The sequence below is a fragment of the Pseudomonas sp. NBRC 100443 genome (assembly GCF_030268185.1).
Lineage (GTDB): Bacteria > Pseudomonadota > Gammaproteobacteria > Pseudomonadales > Pseudomonadaceae > Pseudomonas > Pseudomonas citronellolis.
Genome location: NZ_BSQE01000033.1, coordinates 37,103 through 61,181 on the forward strand (window position 1 = coordinate 37,103; position 24,079 = coordinate 61,181).

A 24,079-nucleotide genomic window follows, 5' to 3' on the forward strand; every position below is an offset into this window, starting at 1 on the left:
ATTATGCCTGAGCGGACCAGAAAAACTCCACGGACACCGACTTGCCGTCCGCCGACCACTGGCAGCGGTCGGCCAGGCTGCGCACCAGGGTCAGGCCTCGGCCGCTGAAGGAGCCTGGTGCGCACTGCGCCTGGGCCTGCAGCACGGCATTGACGTCGAAGCCGTTGCCGCTGTCCTCCACCCGCACCAGCAGGCGGCCGCCATCGCCATGGGGGGAGAGGTCGATGTGGAAGCGCACGAAGCCGTGGTCGAGGCTTTCCAGGCGCCTGCGGCGTTCCTCGTAGTAGCGGGCGAAGCCCTGGGCGTCGCACTTCAGGCGCGACTCCAGGCCCATCACGCCGTGCTCCAGGGCATTGGAATAGAGCTCGGCGAGCACCGTGTACAGCGCCCCGCCGCGGGGGCGCAGGTCATGCACCTCCATCAGCAGCTGCAACAGGAACGGCAGGGGGTTGAAGTGACGCAGCGTAGGGGAGCGGAATTCGAAGCTGCAGGACCAGTCCTGGGTGCCGCCCAGCCCGCTCTCGGAAAACGCCAGCGGCGGCCGCTGCAGGCTGGCATCGGGCACCAGGGCCACTTCCAGCATGCTCAGGTCGTCCTGGGCCTCGCCGCGGAAGCGCACCAGCGCCGCCTTCACCCCGTCGAACAGCCGCGAAGCGTCGCGCTGCTCCTCGAACACCTGGCGCAGGCGCTGCTCGCCGAACATCTCGCCCTGCGGGTTGCTCGCCTCCAGTACGCCGTCGGAGAACAGCAGCACGCGGTCGCCGTCCTCCATGGGGAAGACTTCGCAGCGCTCGTCGAAGGCCGCCGGCTCCAGGATGCCCAGCGGCAGGTGGCGCGACACCAGGGGCTGCAGTTCGCGGCCCTGGCGGAACAGGTAGCCGTCGGGCAGGCCGCCGTTCCACACCTCCAGCAGGCCGCGCTGGAAGCTCAGGTTGAGCATGCTGGCGCAGCAGAACACCCCCACCGGCAGGATGCGCTTCAGCTTGGCGTTCATCTCGCGGAGGATGTCGGCGATCGGGTAGCCCTTGGCGGTCATGCCGTAGAACACCTCGGCCAGCGGCATGGCGCCGATGGCCGCCGGCAGGCCGTGGCCGGTGAAGTCGCCGAGCAGCACGTGCATGCCGCCGGAGGGCTTGTAGGCGGCCAGCAGCAGGTCGCCGTTGAACAGCGCGAAAGGCGACTGCAGGTAGCGGATGTTCGGCGCGTTCAGGCAGCCGGAATGCGCCACCTTGTCGAACACCGCCTTGGCTACCCGCTGCTCGTTGAGCAGGTGCTCGTTGTGCCGGGCGATCAGGTCGCGTTGCGCCAGTACCTCGCGCTGCAGGTGGTGCAGGCGGCCCATGGCGCGGATCTTGGCTTCGAGGATCACCCGGTTGTAGGGCTTGGAGAGGAAGTCGTCGCCGCCGGCCTCCAGGCTCTGCACCAGGGCCTCGGTCTCGCTCAGCGAGGTGAGGAAGATGATCGGCACCAGTTCCTCGCCGGCCTGGCGGCGGATCCGCCGGGCCGCCTCGAAGCCGTCCATCACCGGCATCAGGGCATCCATCAGCACCAGTTGCGGGCGCTCCTGCTCGAACAGCGCCAGGGCCTCCAGGCCGTTGGCGGCGGTCAGCACGCGGTGGCCCTGGCGGCTGACGATGGTGGACAGCAGCAGGCGGTCGGCGGCGTTGTCGTCGGCGATCAGGACCGTGAGGAAGTTGGCCATGACCGCCACGGCTCAGGAAATGCGGAACAGTTGTTCGAAATTGGAGATGGAGAGGATCTTGCGCACATCCGGGCTGCAGTGCACCAGGCTGATCTGCGCATGTTCGCCGCCGGCGTGGTCGCGCAGCAGCAGGAGCATGCCCAGCGCCGAGCTGTCCAGGTAGGTGGCGCCCTTGAGGTCGACGACGTAGCGCCGCGGGGTGGTCTCGACGCGCTCGTAGGCGTCGCGGAATTCCTGGTGCGCACCGAAGTCGAAGCGGCCCTGGACGACGATGGTCAGTTCCTGGCCGTCGGCCGAAGGTACGGATGTGATGGCCATGGAGGCCTCCCTGCTGAATGGACTGCGCATGCTGGGGAAGATTTAGCAGCTAGTCCGCGGCCCGGCAACCTCGGCGAGCGCCGGTACGCAAAGGTTCGCTCCGGCCGACAAATGGACCGCCGGTCATTGCCCGGTCAAGGAATGGCTTTACCCTGTAAAGGTGCGAAGGGGACCGCACCTGCCAAGGAGCATTTCGAAGATCTAGGGGGGAGCCATGATCATCCACCGTCTGCTGCTGGGCGCCACGCTGTGCGCCAGCCTGGCCGCCAATGCCCAGGTCATGCAGCGCCAACTCGGCGACTTCGACCTCAAGTTCGCCACCTCGCCGGCCCGCAGCATGGCCCAGGGCCTGGTCCAGCCCGGCGGCCTGGACAGCCTGCACGGCGGGCTCGACGCCAGCCACGCCTCGGGCTGGTACTTCGGCGGCTGGGCCGCCAACCTGGAGCCGGACAAGCCCACCGAAGTCGATTCCTACGCCGGCTTCAAGCGCCCGCTGGGCAATGGCCGCCTCGGCTACGAGCTGGGCAGCATCCGCTACGTGCACCCGCAGCGGCCGGACCTGGACACCCAGGACGTCTACGGCGGCCTGTCGATCTTCGGCAGCCGCCTGGGCGCCGCCTACAGCAACAGCGCCGGGCGCAGCAGCGCCACGCTGTTCGCCGACCTGGGCCTGACGCCGCCGCTGGGCTTCGACCTGACGCTGAAGTACGCCAGCTACAGCCTGGAGAACCCGGTGAGCGTGACCAATGGCTACGTCAGCGGCTTCAACGACTGGTCGGTGAACCTCAGCCGCCCCTGGCTGGGCCTGGACCTGAACTTCTCCTACAGCGGCAGCAGCCTGAGCGGGACGGACTGCACCGCCTATTCCGGCCACAACGCCTATTGCGACAGCGCCGTGACCTTCAAGGCGTCGCGGTCGTTCTTCTGAGCCTGCGCGGATAATCGCGGACGGAGTCCGCTCCTACGGCTCCAGGAGACACGGGCGTAGGAGCAACCGTCTTGCCGGCTGCACCGAGATGCGCCTCAACGGATGGGTTGAGCCTTGGCGAAACCCATGCGGTTCCGGTGATGGGTATCGCTTCGCTCAACACCATCCTACGAAAAGCCATGCTCGCTCATGCGGTAGGACCTTGTCCGCGATGGCCGGACGTATCGGCGCGATTCGCGGATGAGATCCGCTCCTGCGGGTTGCCCCATACGCCACAGCCATGTAGGAGCGCGCCCTGCGCGCGATTCGCGGGCAGGGCCCGCTCCTACGATCACCGGGGAGGCATGGCATTTCCCTCGACCGCCTACAACCGCTCCCGATACTCCCCCGGCGTCACCCCGAACCAGCGGCGGAAGGCGCGGAAGAAGTTGCTCGGCTCGGAGAACCCCAGCAGGTAGGCGATCTCCAGCAGCGTCATGTGCGGCGTCGCCAGGTACTGCTGGGCCAGCTCGCGGCGGGTGTCGTCGAGCAGTTGCTGGTAGCTGCTGCCCTCCTCCTGCAAGCGCCGCTGCAGGGTGCGCTCGGACAAGTGGAGGATTTCCGCCACCACCTCGCGCCGCGGCTCGCCCTGGGGCAGCAGGCGGCACAGCACCTGGCGCGTCTGGTGGCTGAAACGGCTGCTGCCGAAGCGCGCCAGGTACTCGCCGGCGAAACGGTCGTGCAGGCGCGCCAGTTCGGCGTTGGCCGTGGGCAGCGGCGCGTTCATGTCCTCGTGGGAAAACAGCATGGCGCACTGCCCGTGGCCATGGCTGAGCGGCGCCTGGAACAGCGCCTGGTAGGGCGCCAGGTCGACCGGCGGTTCGCCCGCCAGGCGGACCTCCAGCGGGCGGATGTCGCGCCCGGTGATCCAGCGCACCAGGGCGATCATGCTGGCCAGCGAACTTTCCGCGCTCTGCCGTGGCGGCAACAGGCGGTCGCCATGCACCTGCACGCTGAACAGGCAGCCCTCGGGCAGGCGGCGGAAACTCACGTCCGCCCCCTCGGCGATGATCCGCTGGTAACGCTCCAGGCGCTCGAAGGCCTCGGCCAGGGTGCGGCTGGACATCATCGAATACCCCAGCACCGGAAACGCCGGGGTGTGCACGCGGGCGAAATTGAGGGCGATGGCCGGATTGCCGCTGCGCTGCACGGCCAGTTGCCACAGGCGCGTCATGTCGTCCTGGGGGAAGCGCGCGTCCGGGTCGGCGAGGACGGCAAGGTCCAGGCCCAGCTCGGCGAACAGCTCGCGGCTGTCCAGCCCCTCCAGCTCGATGGCAAGGAGGATCCCACGAACCCAACTGGACAGGGTGGTACGCTCAGGCATCTCGGTTCTTCTTGTTGTCAGCGCGCGCAAGGAATGGCGGGGTTGGATACTAAACTGGCTGCAGGGGTCATCTGCAAGTCATCGGCCGCCTTCGTAGACTGCGGCCATCACAACAACAGGAGGTGCGCCATGACCACCCACACCGCCGAGCGTTTCCACAGCTTCGCCGAGTTCTACCCCTTCTACCTGCAGGAACACAGCAACCCCACCTGCCGCCGCCTGCACTACGTGGGCAGCCTGCTGGTGCTGGCGATCCTCGCCTACGCCATCGCCAGCGGCAACCTGCTGTGGCTCATCGCCCTGCCCTTCGCCGGCTACGGCTTCGCCTGGGTCGGCCACTTCGTCTTCGAAAAGAACCGCCCGGCCACCTTCAAGTACCCGCTGTGGTCGTTCATGGGCGACTGGGTGATGCTCAGGGATGCCTTTACGGGGCGGATTCGGTTCTGAGGTTGCTCTGCTGTAACAGATTGCCCTTAAAAAATTAGCGCTATTGCAAAGCAATAGCGCTATGGAGTTACTGCCTCTCTCAGAATCTTCAGAGTTCTTATGAAGCCACCGTCATTACAATGATATCAGCAGAGCTGGAATCCCCCCCCTCAAAGAAATCACTAAAGTGGATATGGTCAGACGTACCCTCCACCAAACCTTCTATCTTGTTAGCCGCCAACATAAGCATATCAGCCAAGCTTCGAAGCTCTGAAGCTGTGGCAACAATAGAAACCTCTTGAAGCGCCCGCAACGTACCAGCATCTTCGTACCCATATAGCTTCATGTGGGCCTCCTATATGCATCTATCAGAATTTTCCATCATGCACTGACTATCATAAGGATTTTGGGCACAGTATTCTCGCATAACTTCATCATAAGATGGCCATGGATAAGGAAGGCCAAGCTTGAAGCCTCGCTTCCTCAAGAACTCTAACAATTTCTTATTCCGAGATGCCTTTTTCGGATCTGTTCCATGACTTCCTGAACCATCTTTATTTATTACCACCTCGGGTTTTCCCTTCTGATTAATGTGCGCATGTTCTTGCTGCCCAGGCACATGAGGATTGTCGATTCGCACTGTTATCTGTGTTCCCGGAACCTTGCCAGGAACACCAGAACTAGCAAGCCCATAACTATCTAAGAAGCTTATAGGATTTCCATTTACATACCCGTAAGTATTCAACCCACCCTCAAGCCCAATCGGATCACTCTCCACATACCGTCCGGTCTGCGGGTCGTAGTCCCTGAAGTAGTTGTAGTGCAGGCCGCTCTCGGCGTCGTAGTACTGCCCAGGGAAGCGCAGGTTCACCACGGTGTTGTCCGGGCTGCTGGGCTGGCCGTTGCCGAAGGCATCGGACTGCCATTGCCAGGCCAGGCGCTGGTCGTCGTCGCTGGCCAGCCGCGGGGTGTCGAGGTGGTCGCTGTGCAGGTAGAGCACGCGGGGGTTGCCCGGATGGCCCTGGTCGTCGTAGGCCGTGCTCAGGGTGGCCAGGGGCAGGCGGTCGAGCCACAGGTAGTACTGTTCGCGGCGGGACTGGCCATTCCGATCGTAGGCGGCTTCGCCGAGCAGTTGGCCGTCGGGGCCGTAGAGGTAGGTGGTGAAGCCTTGCGCGGTCAGCTTGGCGATGCGCTGGCCGTGGGCGTTGTAGCGGTACTGGGCGACTTCCTGGCCGTCGATCCGCACGTTCGCCAGGCGGCCCTGGGCGTCATAGCCGAGCAGGCGGCTGGCGCGGTCCTGGAGCAGGTTGCCGGCGGCATCGCTGGTCACCGTGTGGCCATTGAGGGCGGTGAGCCGGTTGCTGTCGCTGGCGTAGCGGTAGCTATCCTGCAGGGATTCGCCGTCGGCCAGGCGCGTGGCGCTCTTCTCGGTGCGGTTGCCCACGGCGTCGTAGCCGTAGCGGCGCTCGGCCTGGCTGCTGCGCTCCGTGGTCAGGCGGTCCAGGGGGTCGTACTGGTAGTCCAGCGTGCCCCAGAGGCTGTGGGCCAGTTGGGTGATGTTGCCGTTGGCGTCGTGCCGGTAGTCGCTCTGCCAGGGGCCGATACGCTGGCGGACCAGTTGGTAGTCCTGGTCGTACTCGCGGGCCAGGCTGATGCCGTTGGCCCAGCTCAGGCGTTGCAGGGGGCCGAAGGGCAGATAGGCGATATCGCTGGCCAGGACGAGGGGCGCCTGGCTGCCTACGCCCAGGGTGACGCTGCTCACCTGGCCGCCGGCATTGCGCGGGTAGCCGAGGGTGTAGCCGGACGGATAGCCGATGCCAACCAGGCGGTCGGCGGCGTCGTACTGGAAGCTCAGGGACGCTTCCAATACCTGGCCGTTGATGCTCAGGCTGCGCGCCTGCTGCACCAGGTTGCCGCGCGCGTCATAGCGATAGGCGAGACGGCCGCTGCCATCCTCGATGGCCGTCAGGCGGCCGATGCCGTGGTTGCCGTCGGCACTGCCGTCGTACTGGTAGCGCACGTCGAAGGCCGGGGTGGCCGGGTAGCGGCGTTCGCTCAGGCGGTTCAGGGCGTCGTAGCTGAACTCCACCACCACACCACGGGCATCGGTTTGGCGGATGACGTTGCCGGCGGCGTCGTATTCGAAACGGGTGGTACCGCTATCGGGGCTGATGCGCTGGATGAGGTTGCCCAGGCCGTCATACACATAGCGCGTCGTGACGCCGCGGGGATCGCTGACCTGGGTGAGGTTGTCCTGGGCGTCGTAGGTCAGGTGGGTGACGCCATCGAGGGCGTCGGTATGGCTGACCAGGCGATCGAGGGCGTCGAACGCCTGGGTGCTGGCGTACTGGCGCGGGTTGGTCCGGCCGGTGGGGTTGTCGTTGAGATCGTACCGGTAGCTGTGGGTCTGGCCAGCGGCGCCGACCGCGCGCAGCAGCCGGCCAAGTTCGTCGTACACCCACTGCTGCTGGCGCACCAGGCTGCCGCTGGCGTCCTTCAGCCGCTGCGCCGTGCGGTTGCCCTGGGCGTCGACGTCGTATTCCAGGCGCTCGCCGAGGTTGTTGGCGATGGCCACCAGGCGCCGCGCGTCGTCGTAGGTGTAGGCCAGCCAGCTGCCGTCGCCGCGGGTCAGGCGGGTGATCTGCCCAACCGCGTCGTATTCGAAGCGGGTGGTGCTGCCGGCGCTGCCGATGGACGCCAGACGCGCGTCGATGCCGCTGTAGGTCAGGGTGCTGACCACGCCGTTGGCGTCGGTGAGGGTGCCGGGGTTGCCGCGCTCGTCGTGGTCGGCCAGGCGAGTGACGTGGCCCAGGGCGTTGGTCACGGCGGTGAGGTTGCCCTTGGCGTCGTAGCTGTAGCGGGTGATGTCCTGCACGTCGGTGCGCGGGCCGTCGGCGCTTTCGATCAGGCCCAGTTCGTTGTAGGTGTAGGACCAACTGCGTTCGGCAGCCTGGGCGGGATGCCCAAGCAATATCGCCAGGGACAGGGCGCCGAATAATTTCGTTTTCATGTCAGCCTCCTTGCTCAAAGCGCTTCGGTGGTTTGCGCGATGACGCGACCACGGTTGTCGTACTGGTAGCGGGTGACCTGCCCCGGCTCGGTGATGCTCAGCGGCAGCGCGAAGGTCGGATGCCAGGTTGTGGTGATGGTGCGTGCCTGCGGCGTGCCGGCCGCTTCGGTGCGCGAGACTTCCAGGCCGCGCTCGTCGTACTGGTGGGTGGTCAGGTTGCCGTTCCAGTCGGTTCGGCTGGCCGGCAACCCATTGGCCAGGTAGGTGACCTGCTGGCTGGCGGCCGGGCAGTGGGCGCTGGCTTCGCCGTCCCGGCGGGTGACCAGGCGGCGCTGGTCGAAGGTCTGGTAGTGGTAGAGCGTCGACTTGCCCAGCGGGTTGGTGATCCGCACGCGGTTGGCATCGAGATAGGCGAATTGCACGGTGCCGGCCTCGCCGGCATGGCTACTGGAGGTGGCGCGCCCCTGGCCGTCATAGGTCCAGGTGGCGAAGCGCAGGCCGCGGGCGTCGGTGATTCCCGTGAGCAGGTGCGGGCGCTCGGCGACTTCGTAGTGGTAGTGCTGTTCTTCGTCGCCGCGCAGGACGCTGGCGAGGCGGCCGTGCTCGTCGTAGCGGTAGCTGATGCTCCAGTTGCCGAACTGCAGGTTCGCCAGCCGTTCACCGGCATAGCCGAGGGTGATCTGGCGGCCGCCCGCATCGCTGATCCGGACCAGCCGGCCAGCCGCATCCCGGGCGAAATGCAGGCTGCCGCCGAGCACCGGATCGAGGCGTTTCAACTGCCCGAGCGCATCGTAGGTTTCGACGCTGGCGTCGGCGCCGGTGAGGCTCCAGCCGCCCTGGTCGGGTAGCTCGACCAGCGTGAGTCGCTCGTCGGCGGAGGCCGTCCACTTGCCCGCCACGCGGGTGAAGGCCACTGCCCGGCCATCGTCGCGATAGGCCTTGAGCCGGTCGGCCGTGAGCTTGGCGATACGCTGGTTCCAGCCATGGCTCCAGCCGACGCCGAGGTCGCCGGCCTGGTTGCGGCTGCTCCAGTAGTTGCGGCTGAACCCCAGCCGCGAACCGGGCACGCTCAGGTCGACCTCGATCTGCACCTTCTGCCCGGTGGCGCCAAGGATAGGATTGCTGTCATTGCATTCGTTGCTCTGGCATTGCGCGCAGCACTGGCCCCCTTCATCCAGCACGCCGCTGGGGCACAGGTCCGGCCCGCCGGAAAGGTAGACGGAGGAGAAGTGATAGGTGTCGGGAAGCCAGCGACCGAACAATTTGCGTTCGATCGTGAAGCGGCAGAAGGCTTCGCCACCGATGTCGGTGAGCGAATAGTTGTTGATGCGCCATTGCTGGCGGGGATTCTGCTCACGCTTCTGGAGCAGCAGGCGGATGCCCTCGCCCTGTTCGCAGGCCGCTTCGGCCGAGGTCCAGGCGGTCCTCGTCGCGTCGTGCCACTGGTATTGCGCCAGGCTGGCCTGGCTGGCTAACAAGGCTCCCAACCCTGGGAGCAGGCAATGCAGAACTAGACGGGGGCGCATGCTTGGGTCCTCCATGAACAGTGGAGGCCCCAGTCAAGCGATGGCGGCAGGCGAAGAACGTTAACGCCTAGCCACTCCTGAAATCAGCAAAACATCCCACGCCGATCGAGGCCCCTGCCTACGCGCAGGACGCCATCTCTGGCAGATGCATCTAGAGGCGCCGGATCAGTAGCTCCCGCGCCTTCGCCATTTCCTCCGCCGGCAGTTCCGCCCAGAGCACCGGCTTGCCGGCGATGAGCGCGCCCAGGGCGGCGCCGTCGCGGTAGAGCACGCGGTTGCCGGCGACTGCCGGTACCTTGCTGCCCGGCAGCAGGGTGCCGGCGAGGTTGAGCGGGTCCACCGCCGAGAGCACCAGGTATTCGCCGTCCTTTTCGCGCCGGCGCACTTCACGCAGCAGGCCGACGGCCTCGGGCAGGGCGAACTGTTCGCCGGTGAGGCCGGCGACGAAGCGCCCGCCGCGGATTTCCCCGCGGGCTTCCAGGCGATGGTAGACGCGCAGCAGGTCGCGCCAGGGCGGCAGCCAGTCGGCCTCGCGCTCCAGCACGCGCCAGCAGACCACGCCGTAGCGGCGCAGCAGGGTCATGGCCACGTGTTCCAGCACTTCCGCCTGCAGGCGCGGCGGCTGGCCTTCGATCAGCTCGTTACGCGGGCGGCGCAGCAGCGCCCAGCGGCCGGCGTCGGCCATGCCGAACAGTGGGGTGCGCGCCCGGCGCTCCTGGCGGCTGCGCTTGGCCGCTGGCAATAGCAGCGCGCGCAGGCCGGCGAAGCTGTCGGCGTTCACCCGGCCCACCGCCACCAGTTCGCCCAGGGCCACTTCCAGTTCGCTGCGCAGTAGGTGCGCCTCGCTGGTGAGCTCGTCGAAGAACAGCGCGCCCTGCTCCTGCAACGCTTGCAACACCTTCTGCGCCTTCGAGGACAGCTCGGCCTCCGGCGCATCGGCGCAGAGCGCGCCCCACAGCGGCAACTGGCGGCGCGGCAGCAGGACGATGGGCGTGCTGCGCAGCGGCCCGGCGCCGCTGCGCCCGCGCGCCGTGCCGCGGCTGGGCAGGCGCGCCCAGACCAGGCGGCCGGCGCGGCACAGGTCGTCCAGCCAGTTGATGCCGTAGTCGGCTACCCGCGCCGGCAGCAGGTCGCTTTCCCAGGCCCCGGCGGCGGCCTGGAAGCCTTCCAGCTGGCCGAGCACGCCAGCCAGGGCCTCGGCGCCGCGTGCCCGGGTGGTTCTGGAGACGCGCTGCCAGTCGAACAGGAAGCGCATGAAGTCGGCGCGCTCCACCGGCTCGATCTCGCGGCGCAGGCGGCGCACCGTGTAGCGGTGGATGCGTGCCAGCAGGTGGCGCTCGCACCACTCCTCCTCGTCGGCGCCGGGACTGAAGCGGCCACGCAGCACGTAGCCCTCGCGCTCCAGGCCAGCCAGGGCGAAGGCGATATCGGCGGGCGGCAGATCGAGGTCGACAGCCAGTTGCGCCTCGGTGCGCGGGCCGAAGCCGGTCAGGCGCGCGCGCAGCAGTTCCAGGCGCGCGTCTTCGGCGGACCAGCCTTCCTGCAACGCCAGCGGCAGGTCCAGCTCGGGCGCCAGCCGTGCCTGTGGATAGACCGCCCGCAACTGGCTGAGGCGTTCGGCGGCCACCCAGAGGTCGGCCGCGCCGCTGCGCAGGCGCGTCGCCCGCCCGGCCCTGGCCAGGCGCCCGAGCAGCAGTTCCCAGCCCAGGTTGGCACGGGCTTCCCCGCCGAGGATGCAGCCCAGGCCGGTCAGCGCCTCGTGCATCTCGTCGGCGTCGCGGGCCTCGGGCCAGGCTTCGGCGCGCACCGCGGCGATGGCCTCGGGGTCGAGAGCGCCGAGGTCGTCGGCCGATTCCGGGTCGCTCCAGCGCCGGCTCAGCACGGCCTGGGTGCGGCGTTCTTCCAGCGGGGCGTCGTCGAGGTAGGCGTAGGGGCTGGCGCTCAGCACTTCCGCCGCCAGCGGCGAAGGCGCCGGCAGGTCGCGGGCGTACAGCGCCACCTCGCCGGCTTCCATGCGCCGCATCAGGGCCAGCCAGCCCTCGCAGTCCATGGCTTCGTGCAGGCAGTCGTCGAGGGTCTGGGCCACCAGCGGGTGATCGGGAATCTCGCGCTCGCCGACGATGTTCTCCAGGCATGCCACCTGGTCGGGGAACACCGCCGCCAGCAGGTCCTCGCTGCGCATGCGTTGCAGTTGCGGCGCCACCTTGCGCCCGCCGCGGAAGCGCGGCAGGGCCAGCGAGGTGGTGGCGTTCCAGCGCCAGCGCACGCCGAACAGCGGCGCGTCGAGCAGGGCCTGGATCAGCACGTGTTCTGCGCTCTTCGAGTTCAGGTAGCGCCACACCTCGTCCAGCGGGAAGCTGTGGCTGGTGGACAGCGAGAGGATGATGGCGTCCTCGGTGGCCGCCGCCTGCAGCTCGAAGTTGAAGGTGCGGCAGAAGCGCTTGCGCAGGGCCAGGCCCCAGGCGCGGTTGATGCGGCTGCCGTAGGGCGAGTGCAGCACCAGCTGCATGCCGCCGGATTCGTCGAAGAAACGCTCCAGCACCAGCGCCGACTGGCTCGGCAGCACGCCGAGGGCGGCGCGGGCGCGGGCCAGGTATTCCACCAGTTGCCGGGCCGCGGCTTCCTGCAGGCCCAGCTCGTCCTCCAGCCAGCGCAGCGCCGGGGCCAGGGGCGCGTCGCTGCCCTGCCCTTCGGCGAGCAAGGCGTCCAGGCGCTCGCGCAGGCGCGACACGCTCACCGACAGCTCATCGCTGCGCCCCGGCGCCTCGCCCAGCCAGAACGGGATGTTCGGCGGCAGGCCCTGGGCGTCCTCGACGCGCACCTTGCCCGGCTCCACGCGGAGGATGCGATAGGACACGTTGCCCAGCTGGAACACGTCGCCGGCCAGGCTTTCCACGGCGAAGTCCTCGTTCACCGTGCCCACGGTCAGGCCCTGGGGCTCCAGCAGCACCTGGTAGTCGCCGGCGTCGGGAATGGTGCCGCCGGAGGTCACCGCGGTCAGCCGAGCGCCGCGCCGGCCACGCAGCAGGCCGTGGACGCCGTCGCGGTGCAGGTAGGCGCCGCGCTGGCCGTTGCGGCTGGCGTAGCCCTCGGCGAGCATGCGCAGCACGGCGTCGAAGCGCTCGCGCGGCAGGCCGGCGTAGGGCTGGGCGTGGGTCAGCAGCTGGAACAGCTCGTCCTCACGCCATTCGCGGCAGGCCACTTCGGCGACTATCTGCTGGGCCAGCACATCCAGCGGCGCGTAGGGGATCGCCAGGGCATCCAGTTCGTCGCGGCGCACGCTGTCGAGCAGCGCCACGCATTCGATCAGTTCGTCGCGGGAGGTGGGGAACAGCCGCCCTTTCGGCGTGCCGCCGACGCTGTGCCCGGAACGCCCGACGCGCTGCAGGAAGGCGGCGATGGAGCGCGGCGAGGCGACCTGGCAGACCAGCTCGACGTCGCCGATGTCGATGCCCAGTTCCAGCGAGGCGGTGGCCACCAGCACCTTCAGGCGCCCGGCCTTGAGCCGCTGCTCGGCGCCCAGGCGCTGTTCCTTGGACAGGCTGCCGTGGTGCGCGGCGACCTTGTCTATCCCCAGGCGTTCGCCCAGGTGGCGGGTGATGCGCTCGGCCAGCCGGCGGGTGTTGACGAACACCAGGGTGGTGCGGTGTTCCTCGGCCAGCGCGGCGAGGCGGTCGTAGACGCTGTCCCAGACCTCGTGGGACATCACCGCCTCCAGCGGCGCCGGCGGCACTTCGATGCCCAGGTCGCGGGCGCGGCTGTAGCCGATGTCGACGATGCGACAGTCGGCGTTGCCGCAGAGGAACCGCGCCACCGCCTCGATGGGTTTCTGCGTGGCCGACAGGCCGATACGCACCAGCGGCTCGGCGCACAGGGCCTGCAGGCGCTCCAGCGACAGCGCCAGGTGGCTGCCGCGCTTGCTGCCGGCCAGGGCGTGGATTTCGTCGACGATGACGCTGCGCGCGCCGGCCAGCATCTGCCGCCCGGAATCGGAGCCGAGCAACACGTAGAGCGACTCCGGGGTGGTCACCAGGATGTGCGGCGGCCGCCGGCGCATGGCCTCGCGCTCGCCCTGGCTGGTGTCGCCGGTGCGCACCGCGCTGCGGATATCCACGGCCGGCAGGCCCTGGCGCTCAAGCTCGGCGCGGATGCCGGCCAGGGGTTCTTCCAGGTTGATGCGGATGTCGTTGGACAGCGCCTTGAGCGGCGAGACGTAGACCACGCAGGTGCGGTCCGGCAGCTCGCCGCCGTTGGCCAGGCCCTCGCGCACCAGTTGGTCGATGGCCGAGAGGAAGGCGGTGAGGGTCTTGCCCGAGCCGGTGGGCGCGGCCACCAGGGTCGAGCGCCCGGCGCGGATCGACGGCCAGGCCTGCACCTGGGCCGGGGTGGGCGCGGCGAAGTGGCGGGCGAACCAGGCGGCGACGGCGGGGTGGAAACCCTGCAGGACGTCGGCGGGCGTGGCGCTGCTGGCGAGTCGGTTCATGGGCACCAATATGGTGGCGGCGGGCGAGGCCCTCAAGCACCGCCGATCGTGGCTGGCCTGGCGCGGCGCAGGCATCGCGCGGCCAGGTCACGGGGGACCGAAGGAAACAGCCTCAGCACTCTACACAAACGACAGCGCCCCTCGGAGATCACCTACAAGCAGTACGGGCATGTCATAACAACGCCTCCCCTTATCATCTCGGCGCATCACGAATCGCGCACTGACTTCCTACCAGGACAGGGCGCCCAGCCCGCCCTGGAGGACATTTCGTTTGGCAATTTTCGGCAAGCTCTCCGACTTCCCGCTCGCGGAAGTCCTCTCGGTCATCGGCAAGCGCGCAGGCCAGCTGACGCTTGAAGAACCGGACGGCAGGCGGCTCCGCCTGCGGCTGCAGAACGAACGGCTGCTCGGCCTGAGCCTCGAGCAGCCGATCGGCGAGCCGGGCGAGATCAAGCGCGCCCTGCAGTCGATCGGCGACGCCAGCTTTCACTTCGAACCCACGCCGCCCATGGAGGCGAAACCCGGCCAGCACCTGCCCATCGACCAGGTGCTCGCCAGCCTGGCGCCCTCGTCCCGGGCGGAGCCGTCGGTGCATCCGGACACGCGCTTCGTGCTGATCCGCGGGCGCACGGTGACGCTGCCGGCCGAACTCGATGCCTTCCTGGCCAGGGCCATGCCTCTGCTGGCCGAGGGTTGCAGCGCGCGGCAACTGGCCCAGGCGCTGAAGCTGGAAGTCCGCGAGACCTGCGCATCCCTGCAGCACCTGCGGGAGATCAAGAAAATCTGGCCGGTGCGCGCCCACGAGAGCGCCGGTGCATCGACGAAACATGCCAACCCCACCCTCGCCAGCCGTCTGAAGAGGCTCTTCCGCCCATGAACCAGGACAGCGCACCGCCGATCAAGGTCGTCGTCTCCGGGCCCGTGGGCTCGGGCAAGACCACCCTGATCCGCAACCTCTCGCAAATCCCCGTCGTCGACACCGAGGTGCCCAGCAGCGAAGCCATCGGCAAGGCGAACACCACTGTGGCGCTGGACTTCGGCCGGATCACCCTGGGCGCCACCGACATCCATCTGTTCGGCACGCCCGGCCAGGAGCGCTTCAGCTTCATGTGGGAACTGCTCAGCGAAGGCGCCGACGGCCTAGTGCTGATGCTGGCCGCCGATCACCCGGAGCAGTTCGGCCAGGCCCGCAGCATCCTCGAGGCGATCACCAGCGTGCAGCCGGTGCCCTTCATCGTCGCCCTCACCCACTGCGACGCCGACGACCAGGCCTGGGTGCCGGCCGAGGTCGCCGCCTACTTCGACCTGCCACCGCAGCACGTCATCGCCACGGACGCCCGCGACAGGCAGAGCGCCTGGGACGTCCTGGTACAGCTGCTGGCCAACGACGATCCATCACCCGACCCCCACCACGGAGAAACCCCATGACCCGACAAGAACGCCTGCAAGCCGAACTCGACCGCCTCCGGCAGTCGGTCCCCAGCATCCGCGGGGTGCTGCTCGGCAGCCTGGACGGCATGCCCATCGTCGACGCCATCAGCGACCATGGCATCGAACCGGCGCGCATCGCAGCCATGGCCGCCGCTGCCCTGGGCGTGGGCCGGCGCATCGGCGAAACCCTCAAGAGCGGCGCGATGAAGGAACTGAGCCTGCTGGCGGAAGACGGCCGGGTGTTCATCCACCTGGCCGGCGACAAGGCCTGCCTGGCGATCGTCGCCGCGCGCGACAGCAACGTGGGCCTGATCAACCTCGAAGTGGCGGACAGCCTCGCCACCCTCGACAGCATTCTCTGAGGAGCCCCCCATGCATGCAGACCGACTGTCCTGGGCCACCAAGGACGCCGCCATCGTTCACGAACTGATCGCCCTGCTGGACCTGTCCGACAAGGAATGCGCACTGCTCGCAGGCCTCGCCGAACAGGCCAAGGCCATCAGCCCGGCGCTGATCGAAGACTTCTACCAACGCCTGCTGAGCCAGGAGGCCACCCGCGAATTCATCACCGACCAGAAGCGCCTGGGGGAATCCCTGGCCACCTGGTTCTGCGAGCTGTTCGGCGGCGTCTACGACGACACCTACGCGCTCAAGCGCCTGAACATCGGCCTGATCCACGTGCGCATCGGCCTGCCGGTGCGCTACCCGCTGGTCATGCTCGACCTGATCGCCCGCTACGGCGAAGAGGTGGCCGGCCAGGCCGGCGCCGAGGCGCTGACGGCCTTCCGCAAGGTCCTGGCGCTGGACGTGGCGACCTTCAACCAGGCCTACGAGAACAACCAGCTGCAACACCTGGCCGACCTCACCGGCAACGAACGGCTGGCCCGCCGCCTGCTTTCCGGCGGCTGAGCCGGGCGCCCCGGCTCGGCATCGCGGACGGAGTCCGCTCCTACGCTGTTTTCGATCGCTCCGAAGGTGCTCTTCGTAGGATGGGTTGAGCTTGCGAAACCCATGCGGTTGCGCTGATGGGTATCGCTTCGCTCAACGCCATCCTACGAAAAGCCGTGCTTCCTGGAGCCGTAGGAGCGGATTCATCTGCGATCGCCCTCTCCCCAGCCCTCTCCCGCAAGCGGGAGAGGGGGCTGTCCGGTGTGGGCGGATAGTCTGGAGTCGGCCGGGAATCCGGGTTCGCGAGCAAGCTCGCTCCTACAGGAGCCGAACCCCGATGTCAGGACTCCCCGCCCTGCCCCAGCCCATGCTGGCGCAGCTTGTTGGCGATGGTGGTGTGCGACACGCCCAGACGCTTGCCCAGCAGCCGGCTGCTGGGGTGCTCGCGGTAGAGGCGCTCCAGCACCGCGCGTTCGAAGCGGCCGACGATGGCGTCGAGGCCGCCTTCCAGGGAAAAGTCGCCCAGCGGGTGCGGCGCGCCGTAGTCCGGCAGGCGGATATGCTCGACCTTGATGGTGCCGCCCTCGCACAGCGACACCGCCTGGAACAGCACGTTCTCCAGCTGGCGCACGTTGCCCGGCCAGTGGTAGCGGCCCAGGCGGTCCATGGCCTGGGGCGCCAGTTGCGGCAGCGGGCAGCCGATCTGCCGGCTGGCCTGGTCGAGGAAGTGCTCCACCAGCGGCGTCAGGCCGTCGAGGCATTCGCGCAGCGGCGGGATGTGCAGCGACAGCACATTGAGGCGGTGGTACAGGTCCTGGCGGAACTCGCCCTTGGCGCACAGCTCGGACAGGTCGACCTGGGTGGCGCAGATCACCCGCACGTCCAGGTACACCTCCTCGTCGCTGCCCACCCGGCGGAAGCAGCCGTCCTGCAGGAAGCGCAGCAGCTTGGCCTGCAGGCGCGGGCTCATCTCGCCGACGCCGTCGAGGAACAGGGTGCCGCCGGCGGTCAGCTCCAGCAGGCCGAGCTTGCCTTCCGGGCGCGCGCCCTCGAAGGCGCCGGGGCCGTAGCCGAACAGCTCGGTTTCGGCCATGGATTCCGGCAGCCCGGCGCAGTTCAGCGCCATGAATGGCGCCTGGCCGCGCGGGCTGGCCAGGTGGCAGGCGCGGGCCAGCAGTTCCTTGCCGGTGCCGGTCTCGCCCTCGATCAGCAGCGGCGCGTCCAGCGGCGCCATGCGCCTGGCCTCGCGCACCACCGCGGCCATCACCCGCGAGCTCTGGAAGATGCTGTCGAAGCCGCGCAGCTCGTGCTTGCGCACGTTGTAGATGCGCTCGCCCACGCGGTCGGCGCGGTGCAGGGTGAGCACGGCGCCGGCCAGGGCCTCGCTTTCGTCGTGTTCGGATTGCAGCGGGGCGATGTCGGCGAGGAACACATCGCCCTTGATCTTCACCCGCAGGCCGTTGATCCGCGCCTTGTTGGCGCGCACCAGTTCCGGCAGGTCGAGGTCCTCGGCGTAGCGCGCCAGGGGAATGCCCGGCACCTCGTCGACGCGCACCCCGAGCAGCTGCGCGGCGGCGCGGTTGCCGGCGACTATCTGCCCGGCCATGTCGATGGACAGCACCGGGAAGTCCAGCGCCGCCAGCAGCGCGTTGAGCTCCAGGTGGCGGCGCTCGCTGGGCATCAGGCCGACGCGCTTGACGCCGAACACCCCGGGAATGGCCTCCAGCTTGGGCTTGAGCGACTGGAACTGCAGGTTGATCAGGTTCGGGCAGAGCAGGTAGATGGCGTTGCCCTGCTCGCCGCCGACCTCGCCGCGGTTGACGTTGATGCCGTAGTCGACCAGCAGGTTGAGGATGTCGCGCAGGATGCCGACGCGGTTCTGGCAGTGGACTTTGATACGCATGGCGAGCCCGGAGATTGTCGTTGTGCGGGGCGGCGCCCGGCCGGATTTCGCCGGCGAGGCGGAAATTTCCGTCAAGAATATGTGACAGCAGACGCCAGCAGCAAGCCGATGACTCGCGATTCGGCGTCATTCGTAATCTTTTCTTTACGGGTGAAGGGGATTTACAGCGCTCGCCCAAGGCCCACGGGGGCTGCATGGGCACGCCGACGCGGCTATTGATGAGGCATCAAAACAACAAAGGCCTCGAAGCCGGAGGACCCATGAAGACAACGCAGTACGTGGCCCGCCAACCTGACGAAGACGGTTTCATCCACTACCCCGAAGCCGAGCACCAGGTCTGGAACACCCTGATCACCCGCCAGCTCAAGGTGATCGAAGGCCGCGCCTGCCAGGAATACCTGGACGGCATCGAGCAGCTCGCCCTGCCCCACGAGCGCATCCCGCAACTGGGCGAGATCAACAAGGTGCTCCAGGCCGCCACCGGCTGGCGCGTGGCCCGCGTCCCGGCGCTGATTCCCTTCCAGACCTTCTTCGAATTGCTGGCCAGCCAGCAGTTCCCGGTGGCCACCTTCATCCGCACCCCGGAGGAGCTGGACTACCTGCAGGAGCCGGACATCTTCCACGAAATCTTCGGCCACTGCCCGCTGCTGACCAACCCCTGGTTCGCCGAATTCACCCACACCTACGGCAAGCTCGGCCTGGCCGCCAGCAAGGAAGAACGCGTGTACCTGGCGCGGCTGTACTGGATGACCATCGAGTTCGGCCTGCTCGACACCCCGCAGGGCCGGCGCATCTACGGCGGCGGCATCCTCTCCTCGCCGAAGGAGACCGTCTACAGCCTTTCCGGCGAGCCCGAGCACCAGGCCTTCGACCCCGTGGAAGCCATGCGCACACCCTACCGCATCGACATCCTGCAGCCGCTGTACTTCGTGCTGCCGGAGCTCAAGCGCCTGTTCGAGCTGGCCCACCAGGACATCATGGCGCTGGTCCGCCAGGCCATGCAGCTGGGCCTGCACGCGCCCAAGTTCCCGCCGAAGCAGGCAGCCTGAACCCCGAGGCCTGCCCGACATCTTTTCGTAGGAGCGAGCTTGCTCGCGAACAAACGCAGTGCCATGCGGTTCGCAAGCAAGCTCGCCTCTACAGTCCTAAGATCAATATCTTGCGTGACGCCCCCTACAAGGAGAACCCCATGACCGCCCTCAACCAAGCCCATTGCGAAGCCTGTCGCGCCGACGCGCCCCACGTCTCCGACGAGGAACTGGCGACCCTGATCAAGCAGATCCCGGACTGGAACATCGAGGTCCGCGACGGCCACATGGAACTGGAGCGCGTGTACCTGTTCAAGAACTTCCGCCACGCCCTGGCCTTCACCAATGCCGTCGGTGCCATCGCCGAGGAAGAAGGCCACCACCCGGACCTGCTCACCCAGTGGGGCAAGGTCACCGTCACCTGGTGGAGCCACGAGCTCAAGGGCCTGCACCGCAACGACTTCATCATGGCCGCGCGCACCGACGAGCTGGCCAAGCTCGCCGAAGGCCGCAAATGAACCACTTCGCCCCCATCCCGCGCGTGCCGGGCGACCCCATCCTCGGCCTGCTCGATGCCTACCGCGCCGACCCCAACCCGGCCAAGCTGGACCTGGGCGTGGGCGTCTACAAGGACGCCCAGGGCCTGACGCCGATCCCCCGCGCAGTGAAGCTGGCCGAGCAGCGCCTGGTGGAGCACGAGACCACCAAGAGCTACGTCGGCGGCCACGGCGACGCGCTGTTCGCCGCGCGCCTGTGCGAACTGGTGCTGGGCAGCGACTCGCCGCTGCTGGCCAGCCAGCGCGCCGATGCCAGCCAGACGCCCGGCGGCACCGGCGCCCTGCGCCTGGCCGCGGACTTCATCGCCCGCTGCCTGCCCGGCCGCGGCATCTGGGTGAGCGACCCGACCTGGCCGATCCACGAGACGCTGTTCGCCGCCGCCGGCCTGAAGGTGCACCACTACCCCTACGTCGGCGCCGACAACCACCTCGACGTGGAAGGCATGCTCGCCACCCTGGAAAAGGTGCCCCACGGCGACGTGGTGCTGCTGCACGCCTGCTGCCACAACCCCAGCGGCTTCGACCTGGCCTACAACGACTGGCAGAAGGTGCTGGAAGTAGTGCGCCGCCGCGAGCTGCTGCCGCTGATCGACTTCGCCTACCAGGGCTTCGGCGACGGCCTGGAGGAGGATGCCCGCGCCGTGCGGCTGTTCGCCGAGAGCCTGCCGGAGCTGCTGGTGACCAGCTCCTGCTCGAAGAACTTCGGCCTCTACCGCGACCGCGTCGGCGCGCTGATCGTCTGTGCCGCCAACGCCGAGCAACTGGGCAACGTGCGCAGCCAGCTGGCCAGTCTGGCGCGCAACCTCTGGTCCACGCCGCCGGCCCATGGCGCCGAGGTGGTGGCGACCATCCTCGGCGACCGCGACCTCAAGCAGGTCTGGCTGGAGGAAGTCACCGCCATGCGCACGCGCATCGCCGGGCTGCGCCTGGGCCTGGTCGAGGCGCTGCAGCCCCACGGCCTGGCCGAGCGCTTCGCGCACATCGCCATCCAGCGCGGCATGTTCTCCTACACCGGCCTGAGCCCGGACCAGGTGCGCCGCCTGCGCGAGGAACACAGCGTGTACATGGTCGGCAGCGGCCGCGCCAACGTCGCCGGGCTGGACGCCAGCCGCCTGGACGACCTGGCCAGGGCCATCGCCGCGGTCTGCGCCTGAAAGCTATTTCCACCCTCGCTCGACCGGCCGCTGGCCGGTCTTTTTTTGCCCGCGCTCAGAGTGGCGAGAATGGCCCAGCCTGGCGCTTCCAGCGCCCCGGGGTGGTCCCGGTCCAGCGCTGGAAGGCCCGGCAGAAGCTGGCCGCCTCGGCATAACCCAGGCACTGGGCGACGCCGTTCAGGTCCATGCGCGACTCCAGCAGCAGGCGCTCGGCCAGGCGCAGGCGGATGCCGTCGCTCAGCGGCTGGAAGCGCTGCCCTTCGGCGGCCAGGCGGCGCTGCAGGGTGCGTTCGGAAAGTCCCAGGCGCTGCGCCACCTCGCGGCAGCCCGGCAGGCTCGCGGCATCGCGCACCAGCAGGCGCTGCACCGCCCGCGCGGTAGGCGTGGCGGCCAGGGGCAGCGCCAGTTCTTCGCAGAGCTTCTCGCACAGTTGCTCGCCGCTGCTGCGGCTGTCCGGGTTGGCCTGCGGCAGGCTGGCCTCCAGGTCGGCGCGGGCGAACAGCAGGGCATTGCGCGGGGCGCCGAAGCGCACCGGGTACGGCCAGGCGCGGGCGTAGGCGTCGAGGTCGGCCGGCGCCTCGGCGCGCAGCTCCAGCGCCAGCGGCTGCACCGGGCGCTGCAGCAGTTCGCCGGCCAGTTGCAGGCAACCGGCGATGCCGCGCTCCACCACGAAGGCGCGGGCGTCCGGCGGCAGCACCTGGTCGTCGAAGATCATCCAGTGCCCGCGCGGCTCGGCCTCGCGGCTCACCGGGCACAGCGTCAGGGCCAGGCTCTGGTAGCGGCCGAAGGTCTCGAAGGCTTCCCGCAGGCTGCGGCAGGCGAGCATGGTGAAGCCAAGCAGCCCCAGCGAGGTGAGGTGGTAGCGGCGCCCGGCGGCGAAGCCCAGGCCGGGGCGGGCGCCCTGCTGCAGCAGGTTGCGGATCACCGCCAGCTCCTGCCAGGCCTGGATCTGCGCATGGCGCCCGGCCAGTTCACGCGGCTCGATGGCGCTGCCCACCAGGCAGGCCTCCGCGGCCAGGCCCTCGCTGCGGGCGCAGTCGAGCAGGTGGCGCACGCCGGTGATGTCACGGGTCTGTCGCCAGTCCATGGGGCCTCCTGCAGGTGGCGGGAATCATCAATTTCTGGCGCCGATCATCATGGCGCAAGTGCGCCGCGGCGACCATCCTCAACAGGCCGACAACACCAACAAGAGGGCACCCCATGTTCGAGTTCTTCTACGCCTTGCCGAGCCAGAACCGCGCCGCCAGCTACCGTCACTTCCAGATCGTCCCGGCCACCGGCGCCATAGGCGCGGACGTCAGCGGCGTCGACCTGCGCAGCCTGGGCGAGGAAGGCTTCGCCGAGCTGCGCCAGGCGCTGCTGGCGCACAAGGTGCTGTTCATCCGCGGGCAGTCGCTGGGCGTCGAGGACCTGGAGGCGGTCACCCTGCGCTTCGGCGAATTCGGCCGCGAACCCTACGTGCAGGGCCTGCCCGAGCATCCCCACGTGGTGCGGGTGGTCAAGGAAGCCGACGAGAAGACGCCGGTGGTGTTCGGCGGCGCCTGGCACAGCGACTGGTCGTTCCAGGAACGCCCGCCGGCCTTCACCCTGCTCTACGGCCACGACATCCCGCCGTTCGGCGGCGACACCCTCTACGCCAACCTGGCGCTGGCCTACGAATGGCTGTCGCCCAAGCTGCGCGCGCAGCTGGAGAGCCTGGACGCCATCCACAGCCCGGAACGCGCCTACGGCGCCGAGGCCAAGCACAACGAGCTGATGGAGAACATGGCGGTGCGCTACGGCAACGCCGACGGCGAGACCCGCTCGCACCCTCTGGTGACGCGCCACCCGGAAACCGGCAAGAAGATACTCTTCGTCAACCCGGCCTACACCAGCGGCATCAAGGGCATGCGCCCGGCCGAAGCGCAGCCGCTGCTGGACTACCTCTACGGCATCGCCACCCAGCCGGCCTTCACCTGCCGCATGCGCTGGAGCCAGGGCACCCTGGCGATCTGGGACAACCGCAGCACCTGGCACTACCCGGTGTCGGACTACCATGGGATGCGGCGTGAGATGTATCGGACTACGGTGGTGGGTGAGGTGCCAAGCCGGTGAGAGGCGCTGCTTCGCGCTTTTCGTAGGAGCGAGCTTGCTCGCGAAGGGTGTTTCCCGATAGCTACGGTGTTTACGGTGAACTCCGCCCCTCTCCCCAGCCCTCTCCCTGAAGGGAGAGGGGGCCTGTCCGTGCCGAGAAAAGGAATGGTTTAAGCCGAAAACCTTCGGTGCTGCCGGCTGACTCCAAAATACCCGAGCACACCGAACGGTCCCCTCTCCCTTCAGGGAGAGGGTTAGGGAGAGGGAACAGAGGTGGGCCCGGCAGCGGAGTCACCGGGGAGCTTGTTCGCGAGCAAGCTCGCTCCTACGAAAAGCCCAGCTCACTCCCCCGCAAACCTCTGCGCATGCTCCCGCAACATCCCCCGCAGCAACTGCGCCGCCGGCGACAGATAGGCCCCCTCCCGCACCGCCAGGCCCATGGTCCGCGTCAAGGTGGTTTCCGCCAGCCTCACCTCGCGCAACTGGCTCATCCCATGCAGCCCGCCGTCCAGCGTTTCACGGGCGACGAAGCTGAGCAGCCGGGTGCGGGCGATCAGGTTGGGCAGCATGGGAATGGCGTTGGTCTCGATCTGCACCCGCGGCGGCGGCAGGCCGTGGGCCTGGAAGGTGGCGTCCATCCAGCGCCGCGACGACACCCCGGGCGCCGGCAGCACCCAGCGGTATCGACAGAGGTCGGCGATGGCCACCGGGCCGTCGAACAGCGGGTGCTCGCGGCTGGCCACCACTACCACCTGGTCCTGCAACAGCGGCTCGCTGACCAGGTGCGCGTCGTCGAGGATGCGCGAGCAGATCGCCATGTCCAGGCGCCCGCCGCGCAGGGCCTCGCGCAATACGTCGTCCTGGCCCAGGGACAGGCTGATGGTCACCTCCGGGGCGCGCCGCAACAGTTCCTCCACCAGCGGCGGCAGCAGGTACTCGGCCATGGTCGCGGCGCAGCCCAGGCGGATGTTGCCCACCAGGCCGCTGGCGAAGTCGCGCACCTCGCGGCGCGTCTCCTCGATGTCCTGGCGCAGCTGGCGGGCGCGCTGCAGCATCAGCTCGCCGGCCGGGGTCAGGCGGATGCGCCGGCCCTCGCGCTGGAACAGGCTGGTGCCCAGGGACTGCTCCAGGCGCTGGATGCTCTTGGTCAGCGCCGGCTGGCTGCGCCCCAGACGGTCCGCCGCGCGGCCCAGGTGGCCGAGCTCGGCGATGGTTTCGAAATAGGCGAGATCGCGCAGGTCCATGGCGGCCACCGATAGATTTCAGGAATGAATTCATGACTATTAGAA

The 24,079-nt window shown here is 68.3% G+C and carries 20 protein-coding genes; 10 read left to right on the plus strand and 10 right to left on the minus strand.

The window, feature by feature from the left end; genetic code table 11:
* Nucleotide 1: 1 nt before the first annotated feature.
* Both QSJ95_RS30005 and QSJ95_RS30010 read right to left on the minus strand, forming a co-directional pair.
* The gene (locus tag QSJ95_RS30005; protein ID WP_285647307.1) at nt 2–1,702 is read right to left on the minus strand and encodes an ATP-binding SpoIIE family protein phosphatase; all 1,701 of its coding nucleotides are present in this window, start codon (nt 1,700–1,702) and stop codon (nt 2–4) included.
* A gap of 12 nt (nt 1,703–1,714) precedes the next feature.
* Nucleotides 1,715–2,020, minus strand: a complete 306-nt coding sequence (locus tag QSJ95_RS30010) for an STAS domain-containing protein (RefSeq protein ID WP_009621621.1) — start codon at nt 2,018–2,020, stop codon at nt 1,715–1,717.
* Between the two features lie 214 nt (nt 2,021–2,234).
* Between QSJ95_RS30010 and QSJ95_RS30015 the strand changes: the two genes are divergently transcribed.
* Nucleotides 2,235–2,948, plus strand: a complete 714-nt coding sequence (locus tag QSJ95_RS30015; RefSeq protein WP_009621618.1) for a TorF family putative porin — start codon at nt 2,235–2,237, stop codon at nt 2,946–2,948.
* Between the two features lie 364 nt (nt 2,949–3,312).
* Here the strand turns inward: QSJ95_RS30015 and QSJ95_RS30020 are convergent, their stop codons facing one another.
* Nucleotides 3,313–4,311 (minus strand): AraC family transcriptional regulator, encoded by a 999-nt coding sequence (locus QSJ95_RS30020; RefSeq protein ID WP_061562331.1) that lies wholly within the window; start codon nt 4,309–4,311, stop codon nt 3,313–3,315.
* Nucleotides 4,312–4,440: 129 nt separating this feature from the next.
* Between QSJ95_RS30020 and QSJ95_RS30025 the strand changes: the two genes are divergently transcribed.
* Nucleotides 4,441–4,758 (plus strand): Mpo1-like protein, encoded by a 318-nt coding sequence (locus QSJ95_RS30025; protein WP_009621613.1) that lies wholly within the window; start codon nt 4,441–4,443, stop codon nt 4,756–4,758.
* A 97-nt stretch (nt 4,759–4,855) separates the two neighbouring features.
* On the opposite strand, the gene QSJ95_RS30030 is transcribed toward QSJ95_RS30025, so the two are convergent.
* The 4 genes from QSJ95_RS30030 to QSJ95_RS30045 all read right to left on the minus strand — a co-directional run bounded on the left by QSJ95_RS30030 (nt 4,856) and on the right by QSJ95_RS30045 (nt 13,756).
* Nucleotides 4,856–5,083 carry an Imm32 family immunity protein gene (locus QSJ95_RS30030; RefSeq protein WP_043314788.1) on the minus strand — a complete coding sequence of 76 codons (228 nt, stop codon included), beginning with the start codon at nt 5,081–5,083 and terminating at the stop codon, nt 4,856–4,858.
* A gap of 9 nt (nt 5,084–5,092) precedes the next feature.
* Entirely contained in the window at nt 5,093–7,747 is a 2,655-nt protein-coding gene (locus QSJ95_RS30035) for an RHS repeat-associated core domain-containing protein (protein WP_285647310.1), read from the minus strand.
* Between the two features lie 14 nt (nt 7,748–7,761).
* A complete protein-coding gene (locus tag QSJ95_RS30040) occupies nt 7,762–9,273 on the minus strand; it encodes a DUF6531 domain-containing protein (protein ID WP_285647311.1) in 1,512 nt (503 codons plus the stop codon).
* A gap of 151 nt (nt 9,274–9,424) precedes the next feature.
* Complete coding sequence (locus QSJ95_RS30045; RefSeq protein ID WP_285647312.1) at nt 9,425–13,756, minus strand: DEAD/DEAH box helicase; 4,332 nt, start codon at nt 13,754–13,756, stop codon at nt 9,425–9,427.
* A 271-nt stretch (nt 13,757–14,027) separates the two neighbouring features.
* Between QSJ95_RS30045 and QSJ95_RS30050 the strand changes: the two genes are divergently transcribed.
* From QSJ95_RS30050 to QSJ95_RS30065, 4 genes are read left to right on the plus strand one after another with little or no spacing between them, the layout of a single operon-like run.
* The gene (locus tag QSJ95_RS30050) at nt 14,028–14,633 is read left to right on the plus strand and encodes a DUF4388 domain-containing protein (protein ID WP_043312856.1); all 606 of its coding nucleotides are present in this window, start codon (nt 14,028–14,030) and stop codon (nt 14,631–14,633) included.
* Nucleotides 14,630–15,184 carry a GTP-binding protein gene (locus QSJ95_RS30055; protein ID WP_051878943.1) on the plus strand — a complete coding sequence of 185 codons (555 nt, stop codon included), beginning with the start codon at nt 14,630–14,632 and terminating at the stop codon, nt 15,182–15,184. The genes QSJ95_RS30050 and QSJ95_RS30055 overlap by 4 nt, the downstream gene beginning before the upstream one ends.
* Nucleotides 15,181–15,549, plus strand: a complete 369-nt coding sequence (locus QSJ95_RS30060; protein ID WP_009621606.1) for a roadblock/LC7 domain-containing protein — start codon at nt 15,181–15,183, stop codon at nt 15,547–15,549. The genes QSJ95_RS30055 and QSJ95_RS30060 overlap by 4 nt, the downstream gene beginning before the upstream one ends.
* A gap of 10 nt (nt 15,550–15,559) precedes the next feature.
* Nucleotides 15,560–16,096: a protoglobin domain-containing protein gene (locus QSJ95_RS30065; RefSeq protein WP_043270837.1), complete on the plus strand. Its 537-nt coding sequence runs from the start codon at nt 15,560–15,562 to the stop codon at nt 16,094–16,096.
* A gap of 319 nt (nt 16,097–16,415) precedes the next feature.
* Here the strand turns inward: QSJ95_RS30065 and QSJ95_RS30070 are convergent, their stop codons facing one another.
* Nucleotides 16,416–17,978, minus strand: coding sequence for a sigma-54-dependent phenylalanine hydroxylase transcriptional regulator PhhR (locus QSJ95_RS30070; protein WP_043312852.1), 1,563 nt, complete (start codon nt 17,976–17,978; stop codon nt 16,416–16,418).
* Between the two features lie 260 nt (nt 17,979–18,238).
* Between QSJ95_RS30070 and phhA the strand changes: the two genes are divergently transcribed.
* The 3 genes from phhA to QSJ95_RS30085 all read left to right on the plus strand — a co-directional run bounded on the left by phhA (nt 18,239) and on the right by QSJ95_RS30085 (nt 20,717).
* On the plus strand, nt 18,239–19,027 hold the full coding sequence (gene phhA / locus QSJ95_RS30075; RefSeq protein WP_058490614.1) for a phenylalanine 4-monooxygenase: 789 nt from the start codon (nt 18,239–18,241) through the stop codon (nt 19,025–19,027).
* A 140-nt stretch (nt 19,028–19,167) separates the two neighbouring features.
* A complete protein-coding gene (locus QSJ95_RS30080; RefSeq protein ID WP_043270842.1) occupies nt 19,168–19,524 on the plus strand; it encodes a 4a-hydroxytetrahydrobiopterin dehydratase in 357 nt (118 codons plus the stop codon).
* A complete protein-coding gene (locus QSJ95_RS30085) occupies nt 19,521–20,717 on the plus strand; it encodes an amino acid aminotransferase (protein WP_009621599.1) in 1,197 nt (398 codons plus the stop codon). Before QSJ95_RS30080 ends, QSJ95_RS30085 begins: the two co-directional genes overlap by 4 nt.
* A gap of 55 nt (nt 20,718–20,772) precedes the next feature.
* On the opposite strand, the gene QSJ95_RS30090 is transcribed toward QSJ95_RS30085, so the two are convergent.
* Complete coding sequence (locus QSJ95_RS30090) at nt 20,773–21,804, minus strand: AraC family transcriptional regulator (protein WP_285647317.1); 1,032 nt, start codon at nt 21,802–21,804, stop codon at nt 20,773–20,775.
* A gap of 113 nt (nt 21,805–21,917) precedes the next feature.
* Here QSJ95_RS30090 and QSJ95_RS30095 point away from each other — a divergent pair, with 113 nt between their 5' ends.
* Nucleotides 21,918–22,811 (plus strand): TauD/TfdA dioxygenase family protein, encoded by an 894-nt coding sequence (locus QSJ95_RS30095; protein WP_043312845.1) that lies wholly within the window; start codon nt 21,918–21,920, stop codon nt 22,809–22,811.
* 320 nt (nt 22,812–23,131) lie between these two features.
* Here the strand turns inward: QSJ95_RS30095 and QSJ95_RS30100 are convergent, their stop codons facing one another.
* Complete coding sequence (locus QSJ95_RS30100) at nt 23,132–24,034, minus strand: LysR family transcriptional regulator (RefSeq protein ID WP_269962665.1); 903 nt, start codon at nt 24,032–24,034, stop codon at nt 23,132–23,134.
* Nucleotides 24,035–24,079: the final 45 nt, after the last annotated feature.